The organism is Saccharicrinis fermentans DSM 9555 = JCM 21142 (genome assembly GCF_000517085.1).
GTDB lineage: Bacteria > Bacteroidota > Bacteroidia > Bacteroidales > Marinilabiliaceae > Saccharicrinis > Saccharicrinis fermentans.
In genome coordinates this window covers 5435159-5460482 of sequence record NZ_KI912107.1, presented here as the reverse complement: position 1 = coordinate 5460482, position 25324 = coordinate 5435159, and the positions used below count along the sequence as shown (strand labels likewise).

Annotated in this window: 25 protein-coding genes; 16 read left to right on the top strand and 9 right to left on the bottom strand. The window is 38.4% G+C overall.

Annotation, left to right across the window (positions count from 1 at the left end; all coding sequences use genetic code 11):
• Positions 1 to 19: 19 nt before the first annotated feature.
• The 5 genes from CYTFE_RS0122395 (at position 20) to CYTFE_RS0122375 (ending at position 6038) form a co-directional block, all read left to right on the top strand.
• Positions 20 to 454, top strand: coding sequence for a BT0820 family HAD-type phosphatase (locus CYTFE_RS0122395; protein WP_027473650.1), 435 nt, complete (start codon positions 20 to 22; stop codon positions 452 to 454).
• A 4-nt stretch (positions 455 to 458) separates the two neighbouring features.
• Positions 459 to 1610 carry a glycosyltransferase family 2 protein gene (locus tag CYTFE_RS29140; RefSeq protein ID WP_081736069.1) on the top strand — a complete coding sequence of 384 codons (1152 nt, stop codon included), beginning with the start codon at positions 459 to 461 and terminating at the stop codon, positions 1608 to 1610.
• Positions 1611 to 1774: 164 nt separating this feature from the next.
• The gene (locus tag CYTFE_RS27740; RefSeq protein WP_052343375.1) at positions 1775 to 3361 is read left to right on the top strand and encodes a tetratricopeptide repeat protein; all 1587 of its coding nucleotides are present in this window, start codon (positions 1775 to 1777) and stop codon (positions 3359 to 3361) included.
• Between the two features lie 103 nt (positions 3362 to 3464).
• The gene (locus CYTFE_RS27735; RefSeq protein ID WP_044211728.1) at positions 3465 to 5438 is read left to right on the top strand and encodes a tetratricopeptide repeat protein; all 1974 of its coding nucleotides are present in this window, start codon (positions 3465 to 3467) and stop codon (positions 5436 to 5438) included.
• Positions 5439 to 5519: 81 nt separating this feature from the next.
• Complete coding sequence (locus CYTFE_RS0122375) at positions 5520 to 6038, top strand: GNAT family N-acetyltransferase (RefSeq protein WP_027473649.1); 519 nt, start codon at positions 5520 to 5522, stop codon at positions 6036 to 6038.
• Between the two features lie 54 nt (positions 6039 to 6092).
• Here CYTFE_RS0122375 and CYTFE_RS0122370 read toward each other — a convergent pair whose 3' ends face one another.
• A complete protein-coding gene (locus CYTFE_RS0122370) occupies positions 6093 to 6563 on the bottom strand; it encodes a type I restriction enzyme HsdR N-terminal domain-containing protein (RefSeq protein WP_027473648.1) in 471 nt (156 codons plus the stop codon).
• Between the two features lie 178 nt (positions 6564 to 6741).
• Between CYTFE_RS0122370 and CYTFE_RS0122365 the strand changes: the two genes are divergently transcribed.
• From CYTFE_RS0122365 to CYTFE_RS0122345, 5 genes are read left to right on the top strand one after another with little or no spacing between them, the layout of a single operon-like run.
• The gene (locus CYTFE_RS0122365; RefSeq protein ID WP_027473647.1) at positions 6742 to 7518 is read left to right on the top strand and encodes an AMP nucleosidase; all 777 of its coding nucleotides are present in this window, start codon (positions 6742 to 6744) and stop codon (positions 7516 to 7518) included.
• A gap of 29 nt (positions 7519 to 7547) precedes the next feature.
• Positions 7548 to 8552: a DNA polymerase III subunit delta gene (holA, locus tag CYTFE_RS0122360; RefSeq protein WP_027473646.1), complete on the top strand. Its 1005-nt coding sequence runs from the start codon at positions 7548 to 7550 to the stop codon at positions 8550 to 8552.
• Between the two features lie 9 nt (positions 8553 to 8561).
• Entirely contained in the window at positions 8562 to 9179 is a 618-nt protein-coding gene (locus CYTFE_RS0122355) for a rhomboid family intramembrane serine protease (protein ID WP_027473645.1), read from the top strand.
• Entirely contained in the window at positions 9176 to 9679 is a 504-nt protein-coding gene (locus CYTFE_RS27730; RefSeq protein ID WP_044211724.1) for a D-glycero-alpha-D-manno-heptose-1,7-bisphosphate 7-phosphatase, read from the top strand. The genes CYTFE_RS0122355 and CYTFE_RS27730 overlap by 4 nt, the downstream gene beginning before the upstream one ends.
• A complete protein-coding gene (locus CYTFE_RS0122345; protein WP_052343374.1) occupies positions 9676 to 10524 on the top strand; it encodes an aminotransferase class IV in 849 nt (282 codons plus the stop codon). The genes CYTFE_RS27730 and CYTFE_RS0122345 overlap by 4 nt, the downstream gene beginning before the upstream one ends.
• Here the strand turns inward: CYTFE_RS0122345 and CYTFE_RS0122340 are convergent.
• Positions 10517 to 11110 carry a YqgE/AlgH family protein gene (locus CYTFE_RS0122340; protein WP_027473643.1) on the bottom strand — a complete coding sequence of 198 codons (594 nt, stop codon included), beginning with the start codon at positions 11108 to 11110 and terminating at the stop codon, positions 10517 to 10519. The two genes, CYTFE_RS0122345 and CYTFE_RS0122340, sit on opposite strands and share 8 nt — an antisense overlap.
• 155 nt (positions 11111 to 11265) lie before the next feature.
• Between CYTFE_RS0122340 and CYTFE_RS27725 the strand changes: the two genes are divergently transcribed.
• Positions 11266 to 13182, top strand: coding sequence for a Na+/H+ antiporter NhaC family protein (locus CYTFE_RS27725; RefSeq protein ID WP_052343373.1), 1917 nt, complete (start codon positions 11266 to 11268; stop codon positions 13180 to 13182).
• 70 nt (positions 13183 to 13252) lie between these two features.
• Here the strand turns inward: CYTFE_RS27725 and CYTFE_RS29135 are convergent, their stop codons facing one another.
• The 5 genes from CYTFE_RS29135 to CYTFE_RS0122310 all read right to left on the bottom strand — a co-directional run bounded on the left by CYTFE_RS29135 (position 13253) and on the right by CYTFE_RS0122310 (position 18202).
• Positions 13253 to 14062, bottom strand: a complete 810-nt coding sequence (locus CYTFE_RS29135; protein ID WP_052343372.1) for a lamin tail domain-containing protein — start codon at positions 14060 to 14062, stop codon at positions 13253 to 13255.
• A 228-nt stretch (positions 14063 to 14290) separates the two neighbouring features.
• Entirely contained in the window at positions 14291 to 15601 is a 1311-nt protein-coding gene (locus tag CYTFE_RS0122325; RefSeq protein WP_154665718.1) for a tetratricopeptide repeat protein, read from the bottom strand.
• Positions 15602 to 15851: 250 nt separating this feature from the next.
• Entirely contained in the window at positions 15852 to 16616 is a 765-nt protein-coding gene (locus tag CYTFE_RS0122320) for a zinc ribbon domain-containing protein (RefSeq protein ID WP_027473641.1), read from the bottom strand.
• A gap of 4 nt (positions 16617 to 16620) precedes the next feature.
• Positions 16621 to 17715: a Nif3-like dinuclear metal center hexameric protein gene (locus CYTFE_RS0122315; protein WP_027473640.1), complete on the bottom strand. Its 1095-nt coding sequence runs from the start codon at positions 17713 to 17715 to the stop codon at positions 16621 to 16623.
• A 121-nt stretch (positions 17716 to 17836) separates the two neighbouring features.
• The gene (locus CYTFE_RS0122310) at positions 17837 to 18202 is read right to left on the bottom strand and encodes a MerR family transcriptional regulator (protein WP_027473639.1); all 366 of its coding nucleotides are present in this window, start codon (positions 18200 to 18202) and stop codon (positions 17837 to 17839) included.
• Between the two features lie 191 nt (positions 18203 to 18393).
• Between CYTFE_RS0122310 and CYTFE_RS0122305 the strand changes: the two genes are divergently transcribed.
• Genes CYTFE_RS0122305 through CYTFE_RS29130 form a run of 3 tightly spaced genes read left to right on the top strand, consistent with a single transcriptional unit; the run spans position 18394 to position 20039 of the window.
• Positions 18394 to 18921, top strand: a complete 528-nt coding sequence (locus tag CYTFE_RS0122305) for a tetratricopeptide repeat protein (protein WP_027473638.1) — start codon at positions 18394 to 18396, stop codon at positions 18919 to 18921.
• A gap of 27 nt (positions 18922 to 18948) precedes the next feature.
• Positions 18949 to 19773, top strand: coding sequence for a CapA family protein (locus CYTFE_RS27715; protein WP_052343371.1), 825 nt, complete (start codon positions 18949 to 18951; stop codon positions 19771 to 19773).
• On the top strand, positions 19737 to 20039 hold the full coding sequence (locus tag CYTFE_RS29130) for a hypothetical protein (protein WP_052343370.1): 303 nt from the start codon (positions 19737 to 19739) through the stop codon (positions 20037 to 20039). The genes CYTFE_RS27715 and CYTFE_RS29130 overlap by 37 nt, the downstream gene beginning before the upstream one ends.
• Positions 20040 to 20143: 104 nt before the next feature.
• Here the strand turns inward: CYTFE_RS29130 and CYTFE_RS0122295 are convergent, their stop codons facing one another.
• Positions 20144 to 22567 (bottom strand): alpha-ketoacid dehydrogenase subunit alpha/beta, encoded by a 2424-nt coding sequence (locus CYTFE_RS0122295; RefSeq protein ID WP_044211719.1) that lies wholly within the window; start codon positions 22565 to 22567, stop codon positions 20144 to 20146.
• A gap of 288 nt (positions 22568 to 22855) precedes the next feature.
• On the opposite strand from CYTFE_RS0122295, the gene CYTFE_RS27710 reads away from it, so the two are divergent.
• On the top strand, positions 22856 to 23101 hold the full coding sequence (locus CYTFE_RS27710) for a hypothetical protein (protein ID WP_200871166.1): 246 nt from the start codon (positions 22856 to 22858) through the stop codon (positions 23099 to 23101).
• Positions 23102 to 23127: 26 nt separating this feature from the next.
• Here the strand turns inward: CYTFE_RS27710 and CYTFE_RS0122285 are convergent, their stop codons facing one another.
• Positions 23128 to 24132, bottom strand: coding sequence for an FAD:protein FMN transferase (locus CYTFE_RS0122285; RefSeq protein WP_027473636.1), 1005 nt, complete (start codon positions 24130 to 24132; stop codon positions 23128 to 23130).
• Positions 24133 to 24225: 93 nt separating this feature from the next.
• On the opposite strand from CYTFE_RS0122285, the gene CYTFE_RS0122280 reads away from it, so the two are divergent.
• Complete coding sequence (locus CYTFE_RS0122280) at positions 24226 to 25179, top strand: porin family protein (protein WP_154665717.1); 954 nt, start codon at positions 24226 to 24228, stop codon at positions 25177 to 25179.
• Positions 25180 to 25324 lie beyond the last annotated feature (145 nt).

The window sequence follows — 25324 nt, the reverse complement described above, 5'->3', positions numbered from 1 at the left end:
CCTATTACAATATTAAAATATGACAATAGCTGTTGATTTTGACGGAACTATCGTAGAACATAAATACCCTGCCATAGGCAAGGAAAAATTGTTTGCGTTTGAAACCCTAAAAGCCATGCAAAAAGCAGGTCATTTATTAATATTATGGACCTACCGATCGGGTAAAGAGTTGGACGAGGCCGTTGCGTATTGCCAAAAAAGAGGAGTCGAATTTTTTGCCGTTAACAAAAGTTATCCCGAAGAGGTCTTTAACGAAAAAGAGTCTAGCAGAAAAATAAACGCCGACTTATTTATCGACGACCGCAATGTCGGTGGCTTTTATGGATGGGGAGAAATCTGGCATGAATTAGGACTGGGATCTGATGAGGAAACAGAGAAAATAAGGCGTAAATTGGAGCGTTCGTCAAGGAGTAGATGGTGCAACCTTTTTAAATCACTTTTTTGTAGAGAATAAGACCTTGAAATTATCCGTTATCATAGTGAGTTATAACAGTGTCCATTTTTTAAGATTGACACTAAGTTCGGTTTTTACCGCTTGCAAAGATATAGAAGCGGAAGTTTTTGTGGTGGACAACCACTCACAAGACAATACAACAGAAATGGTGAAGAACGAATTCCCTCTCTGCAAACTCATCACCAACAAAACCAATCCTGGTTTTGCCATTGCCAACAACCTGGCCATACAAAAAGCAAAAGGGCAATATGTATTAATCCTCAACCCCGACACCATACTTGGCGAAGACTGTCTTAAGAAAGCACTCTCTTTCATAGAAAATAAACCCCGGGCGGCAGGTCTGGGAATACGTATGCTGGACGGATCAGGATGCTTTTTACCAGAATCAAAACGTGGCATCCCATCCCCGTGGGTATCCTTTACCAAGGTAACAGGATTATCAAGTCTGTTTCCTAATTCCAGATACTTTGGAAATTATCACAAAGGCTATCTACATGAAAAAGAAAATCATCCCATAGAAATTTTATCGGGGGCATTTATGCTTTTTAAGCGAGATGTATTAAACCACATAGGACTACTGGACGAAGCTTTTTTTATGTATGGCGAAGATATTGATCTATCGTATCGTGCCATAAAAAATGGCTATCAAAACTACTATTTTTCAGATGTATCCATTATTCATTTCAAGGGAGAAAGTACCGTTAAAGACCAAACATATGTAAATAGGTTTCACAAGGCCATGATACGGTTTTCCTGGAAACACTTTAGCAAATCTTATGGCTTTCTATTTAAGATGCTCATTTACACTGGGATATATATCATTCGTCTTTTTTCTTACCTAAAAAACCATCGCTCACAAAGTCAGCAAGCCGCCGACAAGCCCGACAAGCGGATTCTAATACTAAAAAGCCAGCTTCCTTCGCAGGACGTAATACAAATCCTTCGCAAAAAATTTGAAGTTTGCATCATTAAAAATCTCGCTAAATCAAAAGGAGGAACACTTGTATTTGTACAAGGTATTGTGAGCTATTCCGAAATGATTCACACCATGGACACTTACAAAAAAAAATTCAAATATCGTTTTCTGGATCCGCAAAAGTTAATGATGATTGGAAGTGACCATGCATTTAATACAGGACTTACACTCAGGCTTTGATAAAAAGCATTGTATTGTAAAAACAATTCTCTATTTTTAGGTCATTGTAAACGAATAGTGCCATCAAATCATCGCACATCAATATTTATAACCAACAATATTTTTTAACCCATATGTATTTTTGCGGTTCAGCAAGAAACATTCATTAAAATTTAAATGCCTTTATGAGGAATCTATACTTTCTACTTCTGTTTTTGTTTTCCTTTGCAAGCATACACGGCCAATTAAAAGAATATAAAAAGGAGATCATAAAAGCCGACGATTTACTCCGGTTTGAGAATTATAACAAGGCCGCACTCATTTATGACGAGCTCGTTAAAAAATATCCCGATGATGTTTACATACAATTTAAAGCCGGTGAATGCTATCTTTTTTCTGAGGGGAGATTAGGTAAATGCATTGAACTGCTTGAAAAAGTCGTACCTCAATATCCCATTGAGAACAAAGGCAACATCCAGGCTATCGAAGCCAGGTTTTACCTGGGACAAGCCTATCATTTAAACGGTCGTTTTGAGGATGCTTTAAAAACATTTGAAAAACTAAAGTCCCAAATCCCTCCCAAAAGGTTCGAGGCAATCGCCAAAATAAAGCGAGAAATGCAATATTGTAAGAATGCCCTTGAACTAAAAAGCAAGCCGGTTCAGTTCTCTATTACAAATCTAGGTCCAATCATTAATACAGAATATGACGAACACAGTCCTGTCATTAACTTGCACGAAGACCTGCTACTCTTCACCTCCAACCGGGAGACTACAATAGCACAGGCCGAAAAGGGTGAGCTTTACGTTGAGAATATATTCTATTCGCGCTATCGCGATAAAAAATGGATCACAACCAGAGCCATGGATCTAAATACGGAGGCCAACAATGCAACCATTGGAATATCACCCGACGGAACAAAATTACTGATATATCAAAATGATGGAATCGTCGGTAATATCTATGTATGCGAGATGAAAAACGATCAATGGGGTGAACTACAAAAGCTACCCTCCCCCATCAATACAATGGCTAACGAAACGCATGCATCCTTTTCGATGGACGGTAAAACACTGTTCTTTACCAGTGATCGAATTGGAGGATTTGGAGGAAAGGACATATACTCAGTAAACCAATTACCCAATGGAGAATGGGGTAAAGTTCGTAACTTGGGACCAGATATCAACACCGAGTTTGACGAAGAGAGTCCATATATTCACCCCAACAACAAGACCCTGTATTTTAGTTCCGAAGGCCATCAATCCATGGGTGGATTTGATATCTTTAAAGCCATCCGGAACGAAGATGGAGAATGGGGAGAAGCAAAAAATATAGGATACCCCATTAATACGCCATTCGACGACCTATTTTACGCGCCCACCATTGACGAACAACGTGTATATTATGCATCTAAAAGAGATGATGGTCTTGGTGGCTCTGATATTTATTTAATTGAATTCCCCAACGACCACCCCAATGAGCTATCTGTGGTTGGCGGCTTTGTTTATACCCCTGATGGTGCCCCAGCAAGCGAAGCAAAAATCACCGTCCGCGAAAAGAAAACAGGCAACAAAGAAGGCGTTTATCGTCCCAACGCCAACAATGGAAAGTATATTTTCATTATACCTTGTGGCCAGAGCTATACAATGGAAATAGAATTAAACAAACACAAAACAGTGATAAAAGATTTTAAAGTTCCATCCGGCAAATCCTTCGCCCGTAAAAAAACCACTTTTTATCTTGACCCATTGGTTTTGAAGGTAGACAAGTAAAATATTGCTATTTCATAAGGTTTTATAGGTATTACACCAAAAGGCCTTTGACCTTTAATAAGCTATTTCGTACCTTCGTCTGTAAATTAGTAAACTCATAACTATGTTTCTTAAACTTAAACACTTAGCAGCTTGTATCGCATTACTGGCTGTAATAATGCCCGCAACAGCTCAAGCCCAGAGCTCAAGCGTCACGAAGTTATTTAACCGTGCGGCAGAATACGCTAAAAAACAAGATTATGAGAAAGCAATCCCATTATTTAAAAAGGTACTTGAAAAAGAGCCCGAAAATAAAAACGTACTCTACAATTTGGGGAATTGCTATTTAAATATCAATGATAGACACGACTCCGCTGCAGTCTATTTCAAAAGATCCATTGAGTTGTTAGATGATGATGATTACAATACAGATATCGGCATAGACTTGCATCTTTCTTTGGCCAAGACACAACAATTGTTATATAAATACGAGGATGCCATGGCTACCTATAACAAAATGTCAACTTTTATTGGGCCGGATATGAACACCCTGCAGGAAGAAATCGACCGGGAAATAGAAATATGCAACAACGGCATTCATTTCATGAAAAATCCCGTAAAACTGGAAGTGCATAACCTGGGAAGTAATGTTAACTCCTCATACGACGACCACAGCCCGCTGGTAAGCGCCGACGAATCAATCGTATTGTTCATCTCTCGTCGTAGATCATCCTATTCGCAGATATTAGAAGATGGTCAGTTCTCTGAAAAAATATACATCGCCAACAAGGAAGGTGAAAACTGGAAGAAAGCAAAAGCATTGAAAGAGGTATTGGAAAGAGATGCCCATGAATCTGGCGTTTGCCTATCGGCCGACGGAAATGAACTTTATATCTTACGCAGTGATTTTCAAGGACAAAATCTTTATGTAAGTGAATATGATGGAGACAACTGGAGCGAACCCTATTTATTGCCCGAAGGTATCAATAGTCGTTACAATGAAACGCACGCATCCATTAACGCAGACAAGTCTGTACTCTTTTTTACCAGTGACAGAAAAGGAGGACTGGGAGGTTTAGATATATATATGGTCAGAAAACTACCCAACGGGAACTGGGGTAAATCAGTCAACTTAGGCAATAACATCAATAGTCCTTACGACGAAGAGACACCCATGATTCACCCGGACGGTAAAACTTTGTTTTTTAGTTCGGAAGGTAGAAACACCATGGGCAAGTTTGATATTTTTTATAGCCATATGAATGCCGACAGTAGCTGGAACGAACCTGTAAACATGGGATATCCCATTAATACACCGGATGACGACTTCTTTTTCGTTCCCACAGTGGCAGAGAACAGAGCCTATATGGCATCCTCGCGTTTTAAAGAAAACTATGGCGGCTCCGACTTATATATGATAGAATATGAAGAACCTGAAATCAACCGCATGGCTGTGGTAAATGGACGGCTGAATGCGGGCAGACCTTATCCATGGGACAATATTGTTATCTCCGTTAAAGAAAAAGATAATGATCTTTTGATTGGTGAATACAGGCCCAACCCGGTTTCAGGTAAATACCTGATGATATTAGAAGCTGAAAAAAACTACGATATCACCATCCGAGGAAATAGTATCCAAGACACCAAATCGGACCTTACGATTACACGTGAGATGACTTACTTAAACAATCAACAATCGGTAAGTATAGGCGACATCATGGTAACTGGCTTAATACCTCAGGAACAATTAAATTCTCAACAAACACCCGTCACTTCTACCCAAGGAGATGCTGTTGCAACAGATTTAAAAACCACATCTACAACTAGCAACCAAACAACTGAGACAACAGGAAAATATACCGTTCAATTTATCACATTAAAAATGCCCCTGGAAAATTACGATAAATTCATACAGCTCGACACCAGTAAAATACAAGTATACAAATGTAATGATGGCAATTACAGATACGTCTATGGTAGCTTCACTTACTTTAAAGATGCAAAAAAAGTTAAAGAAGAGCTAATAAAAGCGACAGGCTATAGCGATCCTTTTGTTCGCTATTTTTGGCAACTTCAAAAAATGAAATCTGAGAATTAAAAAGAAAATACGAAAAACGAGCCAGGGAAATGATTCATTGCAGGGAGTTCCATATGGCCTTTAAAAGAAAAATATAAACACATGAAAAAAGAGGTGGCGCTGAGGGCTTTAGAACCTGAAGATGTAGACATCTTGTACAAATGGGAAAACGACATGGCTTTATGGATATATTCAGAAACCTTAAAGCCCTTCTCAAAGCAACAGCTCAAACAGTACATCCAAGGAATTAATTTGGATATATATCAATCCAAGGAACTTAAACTATTGATTGAAAGCGAAGGTGAACAACCTAGTCCCATTGGCATTATTGACTTATTTGACTTTGATCCCTACCACAATAGGGCCGGCGTAGGAATTATGGTTCATAAAAAGTACGAGGGCTACGGCTATGCGTCTGCTGCGCTCGATTTATTTATTGACTATTGCTTTAATACGCTGGGTATACAACAATTATATTGCTCAATATTAGTAAATAACCAAAAAAGCATCCATCTATTCGAAAAAAAAGGATTCGAATTAACAGGAATAAGAAAAAAATGGAGAAAAGTAGGAAGGGAGTACGTAGACGAAGGTTTTTATCAACTCCTGAATCTAAGATAAAGGAAGTGCTCATCTCAACAAACGCCTACCATAACAATAAAGTAGTCCGCACTCCTAATATTCGGCCATATAACTTTTTACAAATGAATACTCAGGTATCTCTTGTAAAAAGTTATATCCTGTACCCTTTTTATCCAGCAAGGCACAGAAATGTTGTAAACCATTCGTTACACAAATCAACTTTGTTTTTAATTGAATATTATATCGACTCACCTGTTCAAATACCTCTCTGGATATTTTAACCGAGGGAGCTTTACATTCTACTACCAATACCGGTTGACGCTGTTTATTATACACAACAATATCGGCCCGTTGCGAGAGACCATTAATATTCACAAGGCTTTCAACAGCTATTAAAGAAGCCGGATAACCTTTGTCTTGTGTAAGGAACATGATAAAATTTTGCCTCACCCATTCTTCAGGAGTAAGAGCCACTCTCTTTTTACGGATGGGATCAAAAATTTTTCTTTTTCCATTCTCATGAGAAAGAGAAAAAGTATAACGGGGCAAATTGAGTGCTTGCATTCAAAAGTATTTACCGCAAATATAACAGCATTCACTGAAATTACACCCTTCTGACTCAATACGATTCCATCAGGACCAACAAAAGCGTTTATTCTTCTATTTTATATTCCATATTTTTGTCCCATATTTATCTACCAAATAAAAATTTAAATCCATCTAGTACAGATAAAACAAACATATGAAGACAAAAAAAGACATTGTAGACAATTGGCTTCCTCGTTATACAGGACGCAAGCTTAAGGATTTCACCCCATATATCTTACTCACCAACTTTCAGCATTATGTTGATTTATTTGCGGAGTGGCACAACGTTCCGGTTGTGGGTGAAAACAACAACATGCCCAACGCCAGTGCCGAGGGAGTCACCATTATTAACTTTGGAATGGGTAGTCCCAATGCCGCCACCGTTATGGATCTTTTAAGCGCTATTATGCCCAAGGCAGTTCTCTTTTTAGGAAAATGTGGCGGGCTAAAAAGAAAAAATCAACTAGGAGATTTAATAATCCCCATCGCAGCCATCCGAAACGAAGGTACTTCCAACGACTATCTTCCAGCCGAAGTACCTGCATTACCCGCCTTTAGTTTACAAAGAGCCGTATCTACCACTATTCGCGACAAAGCGCGTGATTACTGGACTGGCACAGTATTTACCACCAACAAAAGAGTTTGGGAATATGATGACAGATTTAAACGATATCTGGAAAGTACAAGAGCCATGGCCATTGATATGGAGACTGCCACCATATTTACGGTAGGCTTCGCCAACGAAATTCCAGCGGGAGCATTATTGCTTGTATCGGACCAGCCGATGATTTCCACCGGAATAAAAACAAGTGCCAGCGACAAAAAAGTAACTGTTCAATTTGTAGAACAACACTTACAAATTGGCATTGACTCATTAAAGGAAATCAGTTCGGGAGGAAAATCAGTGAAGCACCTTTTGTTCGATAATTAATAGTATTTTTGTGGCAAAGCAATGCTCCTATGAACGAATTTCAACACATAATGGCGGACTTGAAGAACCGCCAGTTCAAGCCTATCTACTTTTTAATGGGTGAAGAAACCTATTATATTGATATGATCACCAATTACATTATTGACAATGTATTAACTGAAGAGGAAAAAGGTTTTAACCAAAGCATTTACTACGGCAAAGATGTGGATGCAACAACCATCACGATGGCTGCCCGGCGCTACCCAATGATGTCACAATATCAGGTAGTAGTGGTAAAGGAAGCACAATATCTCGACAAGATCGAAGAATTACAACACTATGCCAGCGCTCCTTTAAACTCGACCATACTGGTTATTAACTATAAATATAAAACGCTCGACAAAAGGAAGAAACTGGCTACCATCCTAAAAAAGAACAAAGCGATATTTGAATTCAAAAAACTTTACGACAATCAGGTTTCAGCTTGGATTACTGGATATCTTAAAGAAGAAGGTCTGTCAATAGACATGAAAGCCAGTACATTACTGGCCGACTCACTAGGCGCTGACCTATCAAAGATTGTAAAAGAACTTGACAAGCTAAAGGTGGCCATTGGCAATGAGGTAAAGCAAATAACGCCGGAACATATCGAAAAAAATATTGGCTTAAGCAAGGACTACAACAGCTTCGAACTTCAAAAAGCACTTGTTAGCAAAGACATTCTCAAAGCCAATAAAATAATAAAGGTATTTGCCAAAAACCCCAAGGATCATCCAATACAAGCTACTATTTCGGTACTTTTTAATTATTTTTCTAAGCTGATGGTTTATTACTATTTGACCGACAAAAGCAAAGGAAATGTAGCCAAAGAACTATCCATCAACCCTTATTTTGTACAAGATTACACCTTAGGTGCCAGAAATTATTCGGGCCGAAAAGTGGTTTCTATCATTTCAATCCTGCGCGAATTTGACATGAAAAGCAAGGGCTTTGGGAACGTATCAGCCGACATGGGGGAACTATACAAAGAAATGATATTTAAAATAATGCATTAATATAAACAGATGAATGTACTTATAATACTTATAGCGGCCATTGGAATTGTGAGTTCTATAGCTTTTAGCCAGCCCCATATTTTTGACAAATACAAATTCAACGCTTACCAGATCATTCATCGAAAAGAATATATCCGGCTACTTTCTCATGGTTTTATTCATGGATCCTGGACACACCTTCTAGTAAATATGTTTGTACTCTATTCATTTGGGAATGCTGTCATATATTATTTCAATCAGGCTTTTTCAGGTAGAGGAAATATCATGTTTTTAATTTTATTCTTTGCTGGTTTGGTTTTTTCAAGCATGTATTCTCTATTTAAAGAAAAGGACAATCCTTATTATAGTTCCATTGGCGCTTCCGGCGCAGTATCCGCAGTAGTTTTTGCGAGTATCTTTTTTGCTCCTTATGCAAAACTATATTTATTTTTTGCCATCCCTATTCCCGGAATTATTTTTGGGGTTGCTTATTTGGTATACTCAAGAATTATGGCACAACGAAATATTGATAACGTAGGGCACGATGCTCATTTTTGGGGAGCTATTTTCGGTTTTGTTTTTCCAATTATCTATAAACCATCTCTTTTCTTACATTTTATTCATGAATTAATGCCGTTTTTAAAATGAACAAAGCAGTATTTATTGATAGAGATGGAGTAGTCAATAGCGATCAAGGCCATTATTATATTTATCGAGTTGAAGACTTTATTTTTAATCCTGACATTGAAGCATCTCTTTCGCTTCTAAAGGAAGCCGGATATAAAACAATCTTAATCACCAACCAAGGAGGTGTTGCCAAAGGAGAATACAACACGGAGGCAGTAGAAAAACTGCACGATTTTATGCAATTTCATCTAAAAGGACAAAACGCTGAATTTGATGCAATATACTATTGCCCACACCACGATTCTGTAAGCTCCTGTGAATGCAGAAAACCAAAACCGGGCATGATCATAAAGGCCATCCAGGAATTAAACATAGACCCCGATCAGTCATTTTTGATTGGCGATTCGAAGCGAGATATAGAAGCAGGTAAAGCAGCGGGGCTAAAGGCTTGCTTTAAGGTTAAAAAAAACACTTCTATTTTTAAAGAAGCAAACGAAATAATATCTATCAATAGTCAATGATGTCAGCACTATTTAACGGAAAAATTTATCCGCAAGAACAGATTCCCATCGCCTATAACAACCGCGCTTTTAAGTATGGGGATGCAATTTTCGAAACCATCCGTTGTAACGGCCACTATCCGCTTCATTTTGAACTACATTACAAACGGTTGACAAAAGCTATGTTGAGCCTCAAAATGGATCTAGCCTCCTTACCCAGACAAAACGAACTGGAGAAAATGATCATTAAACTATTACAAAAGAAAAAAAGTTTTACTGCTTCAAGGGTTCGTTTGCAAGTTTATCGGGATGGAGAAGGATTATACACCCCACAAAACCACAAGGTCAATTTTTTAATAGAATCCTCCGACCTTCCCACTGCACAATACCAACTAAACACCAAAGGATTATTGACAGATGTTTATGGCGAAATAAAAAAACAATACAACCCTATTTCCTTTTTTAAAAATGCCAATTCCTTGCATTACGTTTTAGCATCCTGTTTTAAGGAAGCAAACGAACTGGGCGAGTGCCTGCTCATCAACGAAAAAAACAAAATTATAGAAGCCAACAGTTCTAACCTTTTTTGGGTAAAAAACAACACCATTTACACCCCTTCGGTCTTTTCCGGATGTGTCGATGGGGTCATGCGCCAGCTTTTGATCAAAATCATAAGAAAACATCAACTGGCACCAGTTATTGAAACCCAAGGAGCTACTGAGCAAGAATTATTAGATGCGGATGAAATATTCATTACCAATGCAATACAAGGCATACAATGGCTTGTTGGCTTTCAGGAAAAAAGATATTTCTGCCAACTCGCAAAAAAAATAGTTGAATTATTAAACCAATACACATTTAATTAAAAGACGGATCCTCAGGAAAACCCGACCAGGCTTTATATACATCCCCTAAACTCTCCATGCTATATTTCCAGATACTCTCATCATCCCCGTCCATAATCATCTCATCCTCTATCTCGGTTACAATCCAGGAATTTTCCTCGATTTCCGCCTCCAACTGCTTGGGAGACCAGCCTGAATAACCCGCAAAAAACCTCACCTGTTTATAATTTGCAGAATCCTTATTGATTAAATCTTTTATTGTATCAAAATCACCACCCCAATAAATACTGTCGGTAATTTTTACCGCACCTGGTACAACATCGCCCAGCGTATGTAAAAAATGAAGTGTATCTCCAGAAACAGGACCTCCGATATACAACTCGCCTTTAAATGAAAACAGATCATCAATAACTTCGTCGGGATATAAATTACTGGATTTATTAAGCACAAATCCAACAGCTCCATGATCGCCATGCTCAGTCAGCAAAATAATGGATCTACCAAAATAAGGTCCTTTCAGAAAAGGATCTGCAATAAGAATTCTACCTTTTTGAGGCTTTAACTTTGGCAAACGATTCTCGAAAATATTAAAATCCAATTTCCTCATATAAAATATTTAGCTAAGGTTAAATTAATAATTAATCAGATGTATTAAAAATTATTTGTTGATTTTAATGTAATATTTTCACAGAATCATATTTTTTTATAATACAAAATAAAGAATAAGCCTATATTTGCAAAAACAAGATTCGCAAAAAACAGATGTCAAGAGTCAAAATAGCCATTTTTTTAATCCTAACCCTGTTTGCAAAAGGCATACAAGCTCAAAATAGCACCGTTGAATTCATCTCATCTGACATTTTTGTTACCTCCATTGAAACAGATATTAAATTACAGTTCGATGCTTTTCCCGATTCTATAAAAGAACAAATTCAAATTACACTTAATGGAAAAAAACAGCTGATTAACTGGGACAATAATTATGCCTCTCTTCAAACCCGCTTATATGAATCCACCACACTAAAAGCGGTTGCAGACACAACTGTTTTATATGAAAAAGAACTGAGTCCCATCCCCTTATGGTTCTCCATCTGGCCTCCCCTAATTGCTATCTTCATGGCTTTACTGACCAAAGAAGTCTTTTCCTCCTTATTCGTTGGCTTGTTGGTAGGAACGACTATCATATGGAAGTACAAAGGCTTTTCGTTGTTTATAAGCCTATTTAAGGGCTTATTTAGCGTAGTGGACACCTATGCTTTGTCTGCACTGTTAGATTCGGATCATCTTTCTATCATCATATTCTCTATGCTTATTGGAGGTATGGTGACACTCATTACCTTAAACGGAGGCATGAAGGGCATTGTATCCATCCTGGCACGCTACGCCCGCAACCGTCGTTCCGGACAGTTTATTACCTGGCTAATGGGGCTGATGATATTTTTCGACGACTATGCCAATACCCTGGTTGTAGGAAATACAATGCGTCCGGTTACTGATAAACTGAAGGTATCCAGAGAAAAACTGGCTTACATTGTAGATTCCACCTCGGCCCCCATCGCTTCGGTTGCTTTTATTACTACATGGATAGGTGCTGAATTAAGCTATATCAGTGAAGGAATTAATCAGCTTGGCATTGACAAGTCGGCTTATCAGGTATTTATAAACTCGTTAAGCTATGCTTTTTATCCCATTTTTACCTTGGGCTTCGTATTGATGCTCATCTTAAAAAAGAGGGATTTTGGTCCTATGCTAAAAGCAGAACTGAAAGCATATGCAGCAAACTCACCAGATAGTCTGCATAACTCGTCACACGCACCCCAAATCATGAAGGAGATAGAGTTGAATACTGGGGTAAAAGGAAGATGGTATAATGCATTTATACCGGTAATGGTTGTTATTTTGGGCACAATAGGCGGATTAGTTTACACTGGCTACGATACGGAGGTATGGCATAGCAAAAGTATTGACTTTAGCTCAAAACTTTCCATCATCATTGGCAATGCTGATTCCTTTAAAGCCTTAATATGGTCATCTTTAGGGGGCGTTCTGATGGCTATCATATTAACCACCGCACAGAGAATACTAAATTTTAAAGATACCATTGAAGGATTGGTAAATGGTTTCAAAACCATGTTTAATGCCGTATTGGTATTAACCTTGGCCTGGAGCATTGCACTGATCACCACAGATATGCACACCGCTTCGTTTATTACAGAAACCATGCGGAGCATTCAACTTAACCCATACTGGATTCCGGCACTTGCTTTTGTATTCTCAGCTCTGATAGCTTTCAGCACCGGATCTTCATGGGGTACCATGGCCATCATATATCCGCTTATATTACCTGCTTGCTGGAAAATATCCATGGATGCAGGAATGGATATAAACAGCGCCTTGCCTGTTTTTTACAACGTAGTATCAACTGTTTTAGCAGGGTCCGTTTTGGGTGACCACTGCTCGCCCATCTCCGACACAACCATTCTCAGCTCATTGGCCAGCTCATGCAACCATCTTGCCCACGTACGAACTCAATTACCTTATGCCTTACTGGTAGGTACAGTCTCCCTATTTGTGGGAACGATACCTGGTGCATTTGGCGTTCCTATATGGGTACTCTTATTAACAGGATTTACTGTACTTTATCTCGTCATTATAAAATTCGGAAAAAAGATAGATTAAGTCGTTCTAAACCAATCATCAAATGCACTATTGCACAAAAATATCCATTCCTTTTCCCCAAAAAACACCATCACTTTTTTACTAACTTTTGGGTGATTATGGATCCATCCAACAAAATAACTCTCACAATATAAATACCATTAACCAAATCAATGAGAGACAATCTAAGTTCACTTCTCCCATTACCAGATTTTTCCAGCACCACATCTCCCAATACGGATATAATTTCCACCTTCAACAATCCTGAAACACAGACCTGCAAATCGTTATAAGCCGGATTAGGATATATTTTAACACCATTCTGCTTCCTCGAATAGACGTTACTGGTGATGCAATTATTTTCACTTCCAGGACTCGCAAATACTACAAATCCATTTCTGCTCAACCCTGAATCAGTACCTGCCTTTTGCCAATGCAATGGATCCGAATTGTCACTATTTGGATCGCACAAAATAATAGAATACCCTTTTCCATCAGCTTCCGAGGGCCAATCGCCACTATTATCATAAAACACATAATCCACCAAATCACCATCTATTCCATCCAGAAGTGTCAAAGCTTCTCCTGAATTAGCCAAAGCACCACTCCATTCATAAGTGTCGGCAATCTTAAAAAAAGTTTCTAACTCTGCTTTATCTTCCGTAAGCACGATATATTCTCCTGCTTGCATTTCCACTTCGCCAAAAGTAAAATCAATCCCTTCGCTAAATGTATAGCCTTTTAAGTTAACCACCTCGGTACCGTTGTTATACAATTCAATAAATTCGATAACATCCCTCCCTGATTCCGGAGGATTATACATAATTTCACTAATAACCACCTGTCCTATTGCGCAATAAAAAGTAGATAACACAGTAAACAAAAGAAAAACGCGTTTCATAAGCCAATATGTTGATTGGTAAAATCTTAAATTAAATGAATAACAAAAAGAAACAAACCATCATACAAAATCAAAAAAACATCCCTTATTCGAACAGCAATTTATCATGATTCAAAAACAATGTCAAGTAACAGCTTCTCAAAAAACAAATTTTCACCCATATCAAAGCCCCTAGACTGGCGTAAATTGCACTAATAAAACGATCTAATAATATCCTTTTGTACTGGACTAATGAGGGGTTTCGAGCTGCTCACTTAAAAGTTGAATTTTTCTTTCTACCGCATCCTTATATTCTCCGTTATTTAGGCGCTTTGCTTCTTCTAAAAAAAACCTGGCTGTAACGGGGTTCTGATCCTTGTGTAATTCTGCAGTAAACACGGCAGCATATGGTGCAAAATACCGGGTATCATTTTCACCCAGTCTAATGGCCTCTGTATAGTGAAAAATAGCCGTAGTACGCTGATTCAATAAGTGATAACACCTTCCTAATCGATATTGAAACTCTACCTGTTGGCCCGGTTCACTTATACTTTTAAAATCCACCGTTAACAGACTATCAATGGCTGCCTGATAATAACCTGCGTCAAACAACAAGCGCGAGCGCAATAACATACTATGAGGCATCACATCCAAACCACTTTCATTTCTAGCTTGCTTGTCTTCCCAGGTTGGATAATAATTCAAGTCTTTTATGCTATTTTGGAGTTGCAGGTAGCCCGAGGTATCACCCTCTAGGAACAGTTGCCATGAATGATAACGATAAGCATCTGCCTGAAACTGCCCCGAAGTATTGCGTCTTGAAAAAAGCACCAGATCTTCCGCTCCACTGTCATCGTTGATCAACACTTTATATTTGCCACGCAGATAAACAAGAGGCAAAAAATCATCACGCTCACTATTCCTTAACCAAGCATCATTCAACACAGGTTTTCTTATTTTAAAGGCACACCTGGCAACAATAAACTGAGTAAGAGGCAACAGATCTTCAAATGAGGAATCCAGAATTAAATTTTTAATTTTTTCTTCGCCAGGATCAAATTTCAAATAGGCATAAGCCAAATACAAGAGGGCTTCCTGTTTGCTACCCTCTTTATGGGAATTGGCATAATAATTAGTTTTTAAGGCATTAAAACCAATGGAATCATTACCTGAAAAACCAATCCAGCCAGCCATTCTCCGATAAGGCTGTGGCATATTACCCATCAACAAGTTAAACACACCAGCTAATTTTATATTCTCCGTCAGCTGGGGATATTCACTTTTGCTTCTTCTCCAAAATCGATAGGCTTTAAAAAAGGAAAACACCGCAGCTCTTTGGTGCTCCACGCTAAATTCCATGATTCCCTTTTGAATATAAACTTCCGATAAAAAAGCAATAGCTCTTTCATCCTTACTTTCATTTTCCTCCAAAGAATCCACAATAAGCTCCAATTGACGGTCGTAATCAAGAGGCCATTGTCCATCAAACATTTGCTTGATAAAGATCTTATAATGCATCAAATAGGCCTTTTCTAAACGATTATCCAATGTCATCAACATAGAGTCCGTTTGAATTGAATCGAGACTTAAGATGTCATACAAAGTTTTTTGAAACGGGGACTTCTCACTTTGAGCCATGGCATCACATGACACCAAAAACACAGCGATTATAGCTAAAAATAGTTTTATCCTCGAAACCCAACACATAAAAAAATAGTTAAATGACACTCAAAAATAAGCAGAAAGCAAAGTATAATCAATAAAAAAGGCCACTTAATAGCGGCCTTTTAGTATTTTATATGATTTGATGTTATTCTTCAACCGGTTTTTGATCAATTTCATCATCCACCAAGATTCGTCCACAATATTCACAAACGATCACTTTTTTACGAGATTTAATATCTAACTGACGTTGAGGTGGAATCTTATTAAAACAATCACCACAAGCATCCCGTTCAACAGTCACCACTGCCAATCCGTTGATGGCATTTTTACGGATACGTTTAAAAGCAATCAATAAACGCTCTTCGATGGTACTTTCGATTTGTGCGATCTTTTCAATTTTTCTTTCCTCATCCACCTGTGTTTCACCAACAATCTCAGTTAGTTCCTTCTTTTTGGCGGCAAGGTCAGCTTTTCTATCCTCCAACAACTGTCTAGAAGACTCTATGACAGATTCTTTATTGCTCAGCTCTGCGGTAAACTCTTTAATTCTTTTTTCGCCCAGTTCAATCTCAAGTTTTTGGAACTCTACCTCCTTCGATAAAGAATCAAATTCACGATTATTACGAACATTTGACTGTTGCGCCTCGTATTTTTTAATGAGTATACCGGATTCTTTAATTTCGTTTTTCTTTGCTGAAATAGAATCGTTTAACGCTTTAACTTCTTTGTCGTGATTGGAAATACGTGTTTCAAGACCTTCAATCTCGTCTTCCAAATCCTGTACTTCAAGTGGTAACTCACCTCTAAGTGTTCTAATCTTGTCAACCTCAGTTGCCACTTTTTGCAAGTCGTATAATGCCTTTAACTTTTCTTCTACAGACATTTCAGCGTTTTTATTTTTTGTTGCCATTCTGCTACAAATATTTAATAGGATTTGTATTTACTTTCGATAAATGAACCGCAAAATTAGGTATTTTTTTTGTAAGTAGCTCAAAAAAAACTTCTTTAGTAAACTGTTCACTCTCAAAGTGCCCAATATCGGCTATTATTAATTCATTTTCGGCATCCGAAAACTGATGATATTTAAAGTCACCACTGATAAAGATATCCGCCCCTACTCTTTTTGCTCTATCGATCAAAAAACTCCCTGCGCCTCCACAAACAGCCACTGTTTTAATTGGTTTATGCAAAAGTCGGGTATATTTAACAACACCTGCTCCAAATGTTTGTTTAATTCTTCTTAGAAAAGAAAGTTCATCCTCGGGCGACTCTAACACTCCATACATTCCTGATCCTGCTTGCTCATAATTATTTTCCAAGGGATAAATATCATAAGCCACTTCTTCGTAAGGGTGTATTTTCGTCATAACTGACACTACCTGCTCTTTCAAGTAGGCAGGCACAACTGTTTCAATCCTCACTTCTTTTTCCAAATGAAGCGCTCCCTTCTCTCCCACAAAAGGATTGGCTTGATCTCCTGCCTTAAATGTACCCTGCCCTTGTAAATTAAAACTACAGGAGTCATAACTACCTATATGTCCGGCACCTGCCTCAAACATGGATCGTCGCACTTCTTCTGCATGGGCTTCAGGAACAAAAGTGACTATCTTAAACAGTTCTTTTTTCTTAGGATCCAATATTTTGCAGTCTTTCAGTCCAATTTTCTCACATATTCTACCATTCACCCCTTTCATCACACTGTCCACATTGGTATGCCCAGCATAAATGGCTATCTCATTTTTTATGGCTTTTATGATGATCCGTTCCGTATAATTATTCCCATTAAATCGCTTAACACCTCCCATAGCAACAGGGTGATGCGCAAGAATGAAGTTATATCCCAGTTCTAAGGCCTCATCAATCACCTCTTCCGTGACATCCAGCGTTATCAACACCCCCGTAAGCACATCATCCTTATTTCCAATAATCAGACCTGCATTATCGTAGCTCTCCTGAAACGATAACGGGGCAAAGTCCTCAAGTATTTTTGTTATTTCCTTTATTCGCATCTTTTAGTGGTTGTTATAAAATAAACCCCAAGCAAGGTACTATAAATTTTTCTTTGGTAAAAAAATTACACATTTTAATGTGTTTATATTTCCCCCCAAACACAATAAGCGATCTAGCCCATTAAGATTTCTTGTCAGCATCACCCTCTCCTTCCAGGTTTTCTTTCATTTCCAACAAAACAGCTCTAATATCCTTTAATTTGGTGATCACTTCAAAATTATTAATCGTATCCTCGCGGTTCTCCTCCAGCTTTTTCTTTGCGCCTTTCAAAGTCATCCCCTTCTCCTTCACCAGGTGAAAGATCAAGTGAAAATTCTCCACATCAGCCGGCGTAAAAAGCCGATTCCCTTTCTTGTTTTTAAATGGTTTAATGATATCAAACTCCTTCTCCCAAAAACGTATAAGCGAAGTATTAACATCAAACATCGCCGCCACTTCACCGATGGCGTAATACATCTTTTCTATTTTCGGTTCTTTGTAAGGCATGCTTCAGCTATTAATAGGCTGTTTTATGAGGATATACCCAATCATTCTATTCTTCTGCAATATTACTTCATTTTTACCAAATGGCAATAAATATTGCTTTCGAGCATTTTTACCATCGTTACGCAATTCCTACAACATAGAATGTTTGAAATGATTATGGCGAATTGCAGCTTTCTGAACTCTATCTCACCATGTATCGTTTAAAAGAGGCTCTACAAATACTACAGCGCATAGAAGATCGCCATAAGGACTCTTTAAAAAGTATACACTGTCTTATTTACGAATATATGGGACGTTATTATCAACAGATAAACCAACCCCCAAAGGCCATCAATTATTTCAAAAAAGCCATTTTTGCCATCGACTCTTTCGAAGCACACATCTCCAATAAAGTAGAGGTACTGTTAAACATATCGCAACTATATGCGGATTTAGGAAACACCAAACAAGCTTACAAATATCTACTGCAATCAAAACAACTGAACGACAGTGTTTTTAGCAGTACCAGCGACAGAAACAAGGAGCTATTTGAAATCAAAAACGAATACGAAAGTCAGCTGCGTAAACACGAGGCCACGTTGAAAAATCAGAAACTTACTATGTTAGAACAGGAAAAAAGCCTATGGCTTTTGAAACTTATCATTATAGCTTCTATATTCGTATTTATAGAAGGTGGAGTGGTTTTTTACAAAGTTTTGGTTTGGAATGACGATCTGTAAAAGCTACTTTTGAAAAAAAACGGAGATATGAGAATCCTATTAATATGCTTTTTAACCACTTTGGTAAGCTTTGTAAATTCACAAACTCAAAACGACAGCTTAATTTCCTTTGTTGGCGTTGGAGATATGATGTTAGGAACAGATTTTCCTAAAAAGAGTTACCTCCCACCCAATAACGATCCTCTACCCTATGTTTCAGAAGCTATTCCTTATCTAAAAAGTGCCGATGTCACTTTTGGAAACCTTGAAACCTGTCTTCTGGACAAAGGCCCTGTGGTGAAACGTTGTAAAGACACCACCAAATGTTATGCTTTTAAGATGCCAGAAAGATATGGGCTAACCTTGAAAGAAATGGGCTTTGACCTTCTCAACCTGGCCAATAACCACATTCGTGATTTTGGAAACTTGGGAATGCAAACCACCCGTTATCATTTAGACAAACTAGACATCGCTTGGTCGGGCTTACTTGATAAACCAACCGTTACCGTCACCTCCAAAGGACTAAAGATTGGTTTGGCTGGATTCTCACCTAACACAGGGACAGTAGACATCAATGACCTACCCAATGCCATCAGAATTGTAAAAAACCTACAAGATTCCTGTGATATTGTCATCGTTTCATTCCACGGTGGAGCTGAAGGGGCCAAGCATCAACATGTAACACGCAAAAAAGAAATATTTTACGGCGAAAACAGGAGCAATGTATATGAGTTTGCGCATGCCATGATTGATGCCGGCGCAGATATCATCTTCGGTCATGGACCGCATGTTACAAGAGCCATAGAGATTACCAGAAGCGTTTTATCATATATAGCATGGGTAATTTCGCTACTTATTCGCGCTTCAATCTAACCGGCCCCAATGCACTTACTCCCATTATTAAAGTATATACCAACCGAAAAGGAGAGTTTATTAAAGGAGAGATCATCCCTTTTAAACAAATTAAGAATGTGGCATTAAGTTACGATCACAGCAATGGTGTAATTCATAAAATCAAGGATCTCACAAAGCTAGACTTTCCGGAATTAAATCACCGTCTGGTAATTGAACCTGACGGCAAATTCAGCATGCCATTGGAAAGAAAAATGACACCAAAGAAAATATCACTCCACAAATAAAATCTATCGTAATAGAAAATTTGCGCACACAAAAAAAATAGGCAAATAAAACCGTGCGGCAAAAAATCTTCCCCAAAGGCAAAAGCAATGGGGAAGCAATATCATTATGAATAGATGGGTGGAAATTTTTGAGGATTCACTTCACTCATCATATCGTAAATAGCCTCATATACATCTTCGGCACTTGGATTTGAAAAGTAATCTCCATCTGTTCCAAACGCAGGTCTGTGATCCTTTGCCGTAACTGTTCGTGGAGCAGAATCCAAGTAATTAAAACCACCTCCTTTTTCTATCACTTGCTGCATCATATATGCGGTTGTTCCTCCAGGTACATCCTCATCAAAAAACACCACTCTATTGGTCTTTTTAACAGATTCCAATATCACCCCATGGATATCAAAAGGCAATAAGGTCTGCACATCAATCAGCTCAACAGATATTCCAATCTCTCCTAACTGTTGCACTGCTTCCTGCGCAATACGAACACAGGATCCATAAGTCACCAAAGTAGCATCTTGTCCAACATGCAATACTTCGGGTATTCCCAATGGTATATTATATTCACCAATATTACTAGGCTTCGGTTCCCGGATACGATATCCATTGAGTGGTTCAATCACCAATGCAGGATCATCGGCCTGAACCAGTGTATTATACATACCGGCTGCTCTGGTCATATCACGCGGCACACAAACGTACACACCTCTAATGGAATTGATCACCATACTGGTGGGTGAACCAGAATGCCAGATACCTTCCAGTCGATGTCCTCGTGTTCGAACAATCATAGGCGCTTTCTGTCCTCCTTTGGTTCTATAACGCAGGGTAGCCAGGTCGTCGCTCATGGTTTGCAATCCATACATCAGGTAATCAAAATATTGAATTTCGGCAATAGGTCGAAAGCCACGTAAGGCCATTCCCAAGCCAGTTCCGATGATAGTTGTCTCACGTATTCCCTCATCCCATATGCGCGATGAACCATATTTTTTCTGCAAACCTTCCATGGATTGATTCACCCCCCCAAGAACACCTGTATCCTCACCAAAAGTGACCAACTCAGGCACCTTAGCAAACAAAGCATCAAAATTATCACGTAAAATTTCCCTTCCCGGCACACTCTCAATCTCTTTAGGATAAAGAGGAGGAACCACTGGCACTTTCAAGGCTGCAAATTCATCCTCACAGTACAACCTATCATTATACATCTCATGTGCCTTGGAACGATAATCTCTGATCCAATCCTGCAAATTATTTTTCAGACTACCCGTATGGTTACACGAATTACAAATATGACGCAATATTTTTCGAGCAGTAGAAAGAATCGCTTTACGATTCAAGGTAAGCTCATTTCTAAGTCCATTGGCCATGGCATCAATTCGCTCATTCTTTTTTCCGCTGCATTCACACGTCCTATTTTCAACCAGATTCAAGAGCGCATCCCTTTCCTCTTTAAGGGTAGTCGTATACTGTTTCCAGGCTTCTTTTTTTGCTTCCTGCACCTCCTGACGTGCGTCCTTTTCTAATTCATCCAGTTCTTTAGCAGTAGCTAAGGAACGTTCTATGATCCATTCCCTCATCTTTACCAGGCAGTCAAAATCCTTTTCCCATTGCAGACGTTCTTCGGTCTTATAGCGCTCGTGTGAACCGGAGGTAGAATGACCTACTGGTTGAGTAACCTCCTCCACATGAAACAATACGGGCACATGCTCCTTACGACATCGGGCCACTCCTTCTTCGTAAGCCTGACACATACCTGCATAGTCCCAACCTTTTAACTTATAAATAACAATACCTGTTGTATCTCTCGCTCCTTTTTCAAAGCCTTTCAACAGCTCCGAAATACTTTCCTTGGTAGTCTGAATTTTTTTGGGCACAGATATCCCAAAACCATCATCCCATACCGACATGGCAACGGGTATTTGATGAACGGCTGCGGCATTCATGGTTTCAAAAAAGTGACCTTCAGAAGTACTGGCATCACCAATAGTACCAAATGCCACCTCATTGCCTCCTCTACTAAATATTTTAGCCTGTTTCAAGCCAGGGTTACTGCGATATAACTTTGAAGCATAAGCCAAACCAATGAGACGTGGCATTTGCCCTGCCGTAGGCGAAATATCAGATGATGTACATTTGATATCCACAATATTCTTCCACTCCCCCGTATCTGTGATCGTTCGTGTTCCAAAATGATTATTAAAGGAACGGCCTCCATTATCGGGGTTTCGTTCTGTGTTCGTTTCTCCATAGAGGGAGGCAAAAAATTCTACCGGCGTGGTCATTCCTGCAGCCAACATAAAAGTCTGGTCGCGATAATACCCAGCGCGCCAATCACCTTTCTTAAACTGCTTAGCCATCGCTATCTGAGCGATTTCCTTACCGTCGCCAAATATTCCGAACTTAGCTTTACCACTCAAAACTTCTTTACGACCGGTTATGCTCATATTACGGCTCATATGACCCACACGATAATCTCGCAATACCTCTTTTTTAAACTCGTCAAAACTGATTCCTGAATTCGATATCATATTTTTATAATAGACTATTAGAGTTTAGACAATACATCCTTCACTCATTTTAAAAATTCCAAAATGATTATAACCCTTTTTTTACCGACGAACAAAGCTAATAAGAATTATTCTAAATAAAACTGCTATGTGTCATTCTCTAGTGTAATAAATACGTAGTTCAATTTATGCCACTAAAATGCGATTTTGCCTTTCCTTTTCCAATCTTCAAACATATTTCTATACAGTTTGTTTATTAAATATTAAAAAAGCGTATTTTTGCGTATTCAAAATCAAAACAGAAAAGCTATGTTTTTAAAAGTATTATTACTTAGTATTGTATTGGTGGCAGTGGTGTTTGTATTGATGGCTATCAGTATTTTGATTAAAAAGAAAGGGAAATTTCCGAATATCCATATCGGAAGTAACAAAGAAATGCAGAAGAGGGGTATTTCGTGTGCCACAACCCAGGATAAACTAGCTCAAAAAGAAACCATTAAAATTAAACCTCTGCACTTAGGTGGTGACGGAGAAAGTCAAACACTCAGCTGTTAGTATGACTTTCCACTGCTTTCAATGGCTTAATTTTCCACCAATAAATCTTTAAATCCCTTTGTGAACTTCACTTTATTTTTACCATTTTCATCCACATAGATAAAATAACCTTTGGTATCAGGCAGTGAATCAATTAAAGCAAACCCTTTTTCCAAACCCATTACCATACATGCTGTTGCATAGGCATCGGCATGCATACAATCTGGTGCAATAATGGATGCACTAAGCAGGGAGTGTTGCACAGGATATCCTGTGTTAGGGTCAATGGTGTGGGCATATTTTTTTCCATCCTTCACATAAAAATTCCGATAATTTCCGGAAGTGGCCAGGGCAACATCCGAGAGCGAAAGAACGGCTTGTAACTCTCTGTCTTGAGCCGCCTTATCATCAATGGGTTTATCTATACCAACACGCCACGGAATGGCTTTATGGTTTATACCGCTAGCTCTTATTTCTCCTCCAATCTCCACCATATAGTTTTTAACACCTTGTGAAGCTAAAAAATCAGCAGCCACATCTACTCCAAACCCTTTTGCAATAGCGCTGGCATCCAACATAATACCAGGCCTTTCTTTTTTTAAAAATCCATCCTGTAGCTGAACCATATCCATCCCCACGTTATTGCGTAAAGAATCAATTAATTCTGCAGTGACCTGATCTTGCTTTTTAAAACCAAAGCCCCAAGCATTGACCAATGGCCCCACGGTCATATCAAAAGCACCCTTTGAATTTTTAAAAATATCCTGCCCTGTTACAAATACTTTTTTCATCATAGCGTCCGGAACAACCCCCTTCGAACTCTGATTAAACACACTAATGGTGGATGTTTTTACATAGGTTGATAAAGATGCATTCACTTCATTCAGTACTTGCAATACTCCTTTATCCAAGGTATCATTTTCTTGATTGGCTTGATATATGATATGATAATAGGTTCCAAAAATAGACCCTTCAATTTTTACATAATCATTTTGTTTCTGCTGGCACGATAAGGTTAGAAACACCAAGGTGCTGATAAGGATCTGTTTCATGAAATTATTTTATGATGATTCGAATGCAAAAGTAAAGCAATCTTCTTTGTATACAAAGAATAAATACATCTAGGCACGAATAAAAAATTCACAGTGCAAAAATATTTTTTATTGATCATCACACACTATGTGAAGATCTTCTTCGTTTTTGACTATATGAATACGCACAACACAATGAAAAAACACTTGCTACTCATGACGCTGGCAGTTGGTTTTTTCCATTTTGCTTATGCAGCAAGAGGAGATAAAAACAAACCTACATGGCTGGTTGGCTTTTACGGAGGCGTTAATTTTACGCAACCATCGGTATTAAATACCTTTAGCGTGACGAATCACTTAGGTCCTACTGCGTCTATTGCTCCTAAAGATTACAGCAGTTCGCTCAGTAATATGGGACATCAATTCGGCTTTGCCATGTTTTATCCTGCTTTCGGCAATTTGCACCTAGGTTTGCTTCCCTCATATAACACCTATCAATACTCCTACAATGGTGAACAAAGCTGGAACGAAGAAACGGGTGCCACTCTGAATAAAGAAACAGATCATACCCAGAAACTCCGTTACTTTGAAATTCCTTTATCCATTCGATATTATGTGGGCACTGCGAACTTCAAACCTTATGTAGAAGGCATCGTTACTTATGGGATGATGCATACTGCCGACAAAACGGCTAATACGAATTTCATTCGAATCAACGGTAGTTCTTCTTCCACCGTGCAGCGCACATCCTTAAAGTCTGACTATAGTGATAGTTATATTACCAGCCAATTCAAATTAGGATTTGGCACCGGTATATCATACGATTTAAACCAGATCATACTCATGCTTGGTGCTTCATACAATATCAACATCAATAATGTAACCAATGAAAAAAATCGCTATGCAAATGATTTGTTTGTGGGCAGCTCTTATGATGTGCAAGATGACCTGAATCTACATACCTTAAAAATCAATCTTTCTGTGATATTCCCCATTAGTAAAATCACCAAACGATCTGAGGTAGAGTGTAACTACTTTAAGCAACAAAGAGAAAAAAGAAGAAGATAAACATATCGTTAGTTTGTGGTACGTAAAATATTATTAGAAATGAATAAGAAATAATACCCTTATATTGGTTAAAAAGCTCCATCTGCTGCGTTAACTTTATTAAACAGATAGATTGAATCTAAGTTTCATATTAAGAACAGCAGAT

What these genes read in the sequence shown, in the direction of transcription:
- CYTFE_RS0122375 (WP_027473649.1), top strand. Translation starts at nt 5,520, where the DNA reads ATGAAAAAAGAGGTGGCGCTGAGGGCTTTAGAACCTGAAGATGTAGAC.
- CYTFE_RS0122355 (WP_027473645.1), top strand. Translation starts at nt 8,562, where the DNA reads ATGAATGTACTTATAATACTTATAGCGGCCATTGGAATTGTGAGTTCT.
- CYTFE_RS27735 (WP_044211728.1), top strand. Translation starts at nt 3,465, where the DNA reads ATGTTTCTTAAACTTAAACACTTAGCAGCTTGTATCGCATTACTGGCT.
- CYTFE_RS27715 (WP_052343371.1), top strand. Translation starts at nt 18,949, where the DNA reads ATGAGAATCCTATTAATATGCTTTTTAACCACTTTGGTAAGCTTTGTA.
- CYTFE_RS0122365 (WP_027473647.1), top strand. Translation starts at nt 6,742, where the DNA reads ATGAAGACAAAAAAAGACATTGTAGACAATTGGCTTCCTCGTTATACA.
- CYTFE_RS29135 (WP_052343372.1), bottom strand. Translation starts at nt 14,062, where the DNA reads ATGAAACGCGTTTTTCTTTTGTTTACTGTGTTATCTACTTTTTATTGC.
- CYTFE_RS0122325 (WP_154665718.1), bottom strand. Translation starts at nt 15,601, where the DNA reads ATGTTGATGACATTGGATAATCGTTTAGAAAAGGCCTATTTGATGCAT.
- CYTFE_RS0122320 (WP_027473641.1), bottom strand. Translation starts at nt 16,616, where the DNA reads ATGGCAACAAAAAATAAAAACGCTGAAATGTCTGTAGAAGAAAAGTTA.
- CYTFE_RS29130 (WP_052343370.1), top strand. Translation starts at nt 19,737, where the DNA reads ATGGGTAATTTCGCTACTTATTCGCGCTTCAATCTAACCGGCCCCAAT.
- CYTFE_RS0122370 (WP_027473648.1), bottom strand. Translation starts at nt 6,563, where the DNA reads ATGCAAGCACTCAATTTGCCCCGTTATACTTTTTCTCTTTCTCATGAG.
- CYTFE_RS0122310 (WP_027473639.1), bottom strand. Translation starts at nt 18,202, where the DNA reads ATGCCTTACAAAGAACCGAAAATAGAAAAGATGTATTACGCCATCGGT.
- CYTFE_RS0122285 (WP_027473636.1), bottom strand. Translation starts at nt 24,132, where the DNA reads ATGAAACAGATCCTTATCAGCACCTTGGTGTTTCTAACCTTATCGTGC.
- CYTFE_RS0122345 (WP_052343374.1), top strand. Translation starts at nt 9,676, where the DNA reads ATGATGTCAGCACTATTTAACGGAAAAATTTATCCGCAAGAACAGATT.
- CYTFE_RS0122305 (WP_027473638.1), top strand. Translation starts at nt 18,394, where the DNA reads ATGTATCGTTTAAAAGAGGCTCTACAAATACTACAGCGCATAGAAGAT.
- CYTFE_RS0122295 (WP_044211719.1), bottom strand. Translation starts at nt 22,567, where the DNA reads ATGATATCGAATTCAGGAATCAGTTTTGACGAGTTTAAAAAAGAGGTA.
- CYTFE_RS27710 (WP_200871166.1), top strand. Translation starts at nt 22,856, where the DNA reads ATGTTTTTAAAAGTATTATTACTTAGTATTGTATTGGTGGCAGTGGTG.
- CYTFE_RS0122315 (WP_027473640.1), bottom strand. Translation starts at nt 17,715, where the DNA reads ATGCGAATAAAGGAAATAACAAAAATACTTGAGGACTTTGCCCCGTTA.
- CYTFE_RS27740 (WP_052343375.1), top strand. Translation starts at nt 1,775, where the DNA reads ATGAGGAATCTATACTTTCTACTTCTGTTTTTGTTTTCCTTTGCAAGC.
- CYTFE_RS27725 (WP_052343373.1), top strand. Translation starts at nt 11,266, where the DNA reads ATGTCAAGAGTCAAAATAGCCATTTTTTTAATCCTAACCCTGTTTGCA.
- CYTFE_RS0122340 (WP_027473643.1), bottom strand. Translation starts at nt 11,110, where the DNA reads ATGAGGAAATTGGATTTTAATATTTTCGAGAATCGTTTGCCAAAGTTA.
- holA (WP_027473646.1), top strand. Translation starts at nt 7,548, where the DNA reads ATGAACGAATTTCAACACATAATGGCGGACTTGAAGAACCGCCAGTTC.
- CYTFE_RS27730 (WP_044211724.1), top strand. Translation starts at nt 9,176, where the DNA reads ATGAACAAAGCAGTATTTATTGATAGAGATGGAGTAGTCAATAGCGAT.
- CYTFE_RS0122395 (WP_027473650.1), top strand. Translation starts at nt 20, where the DNA reads ATGACAATAGCTGTTGATTTTGACGGAACTATCGTAGAACATAAATAC.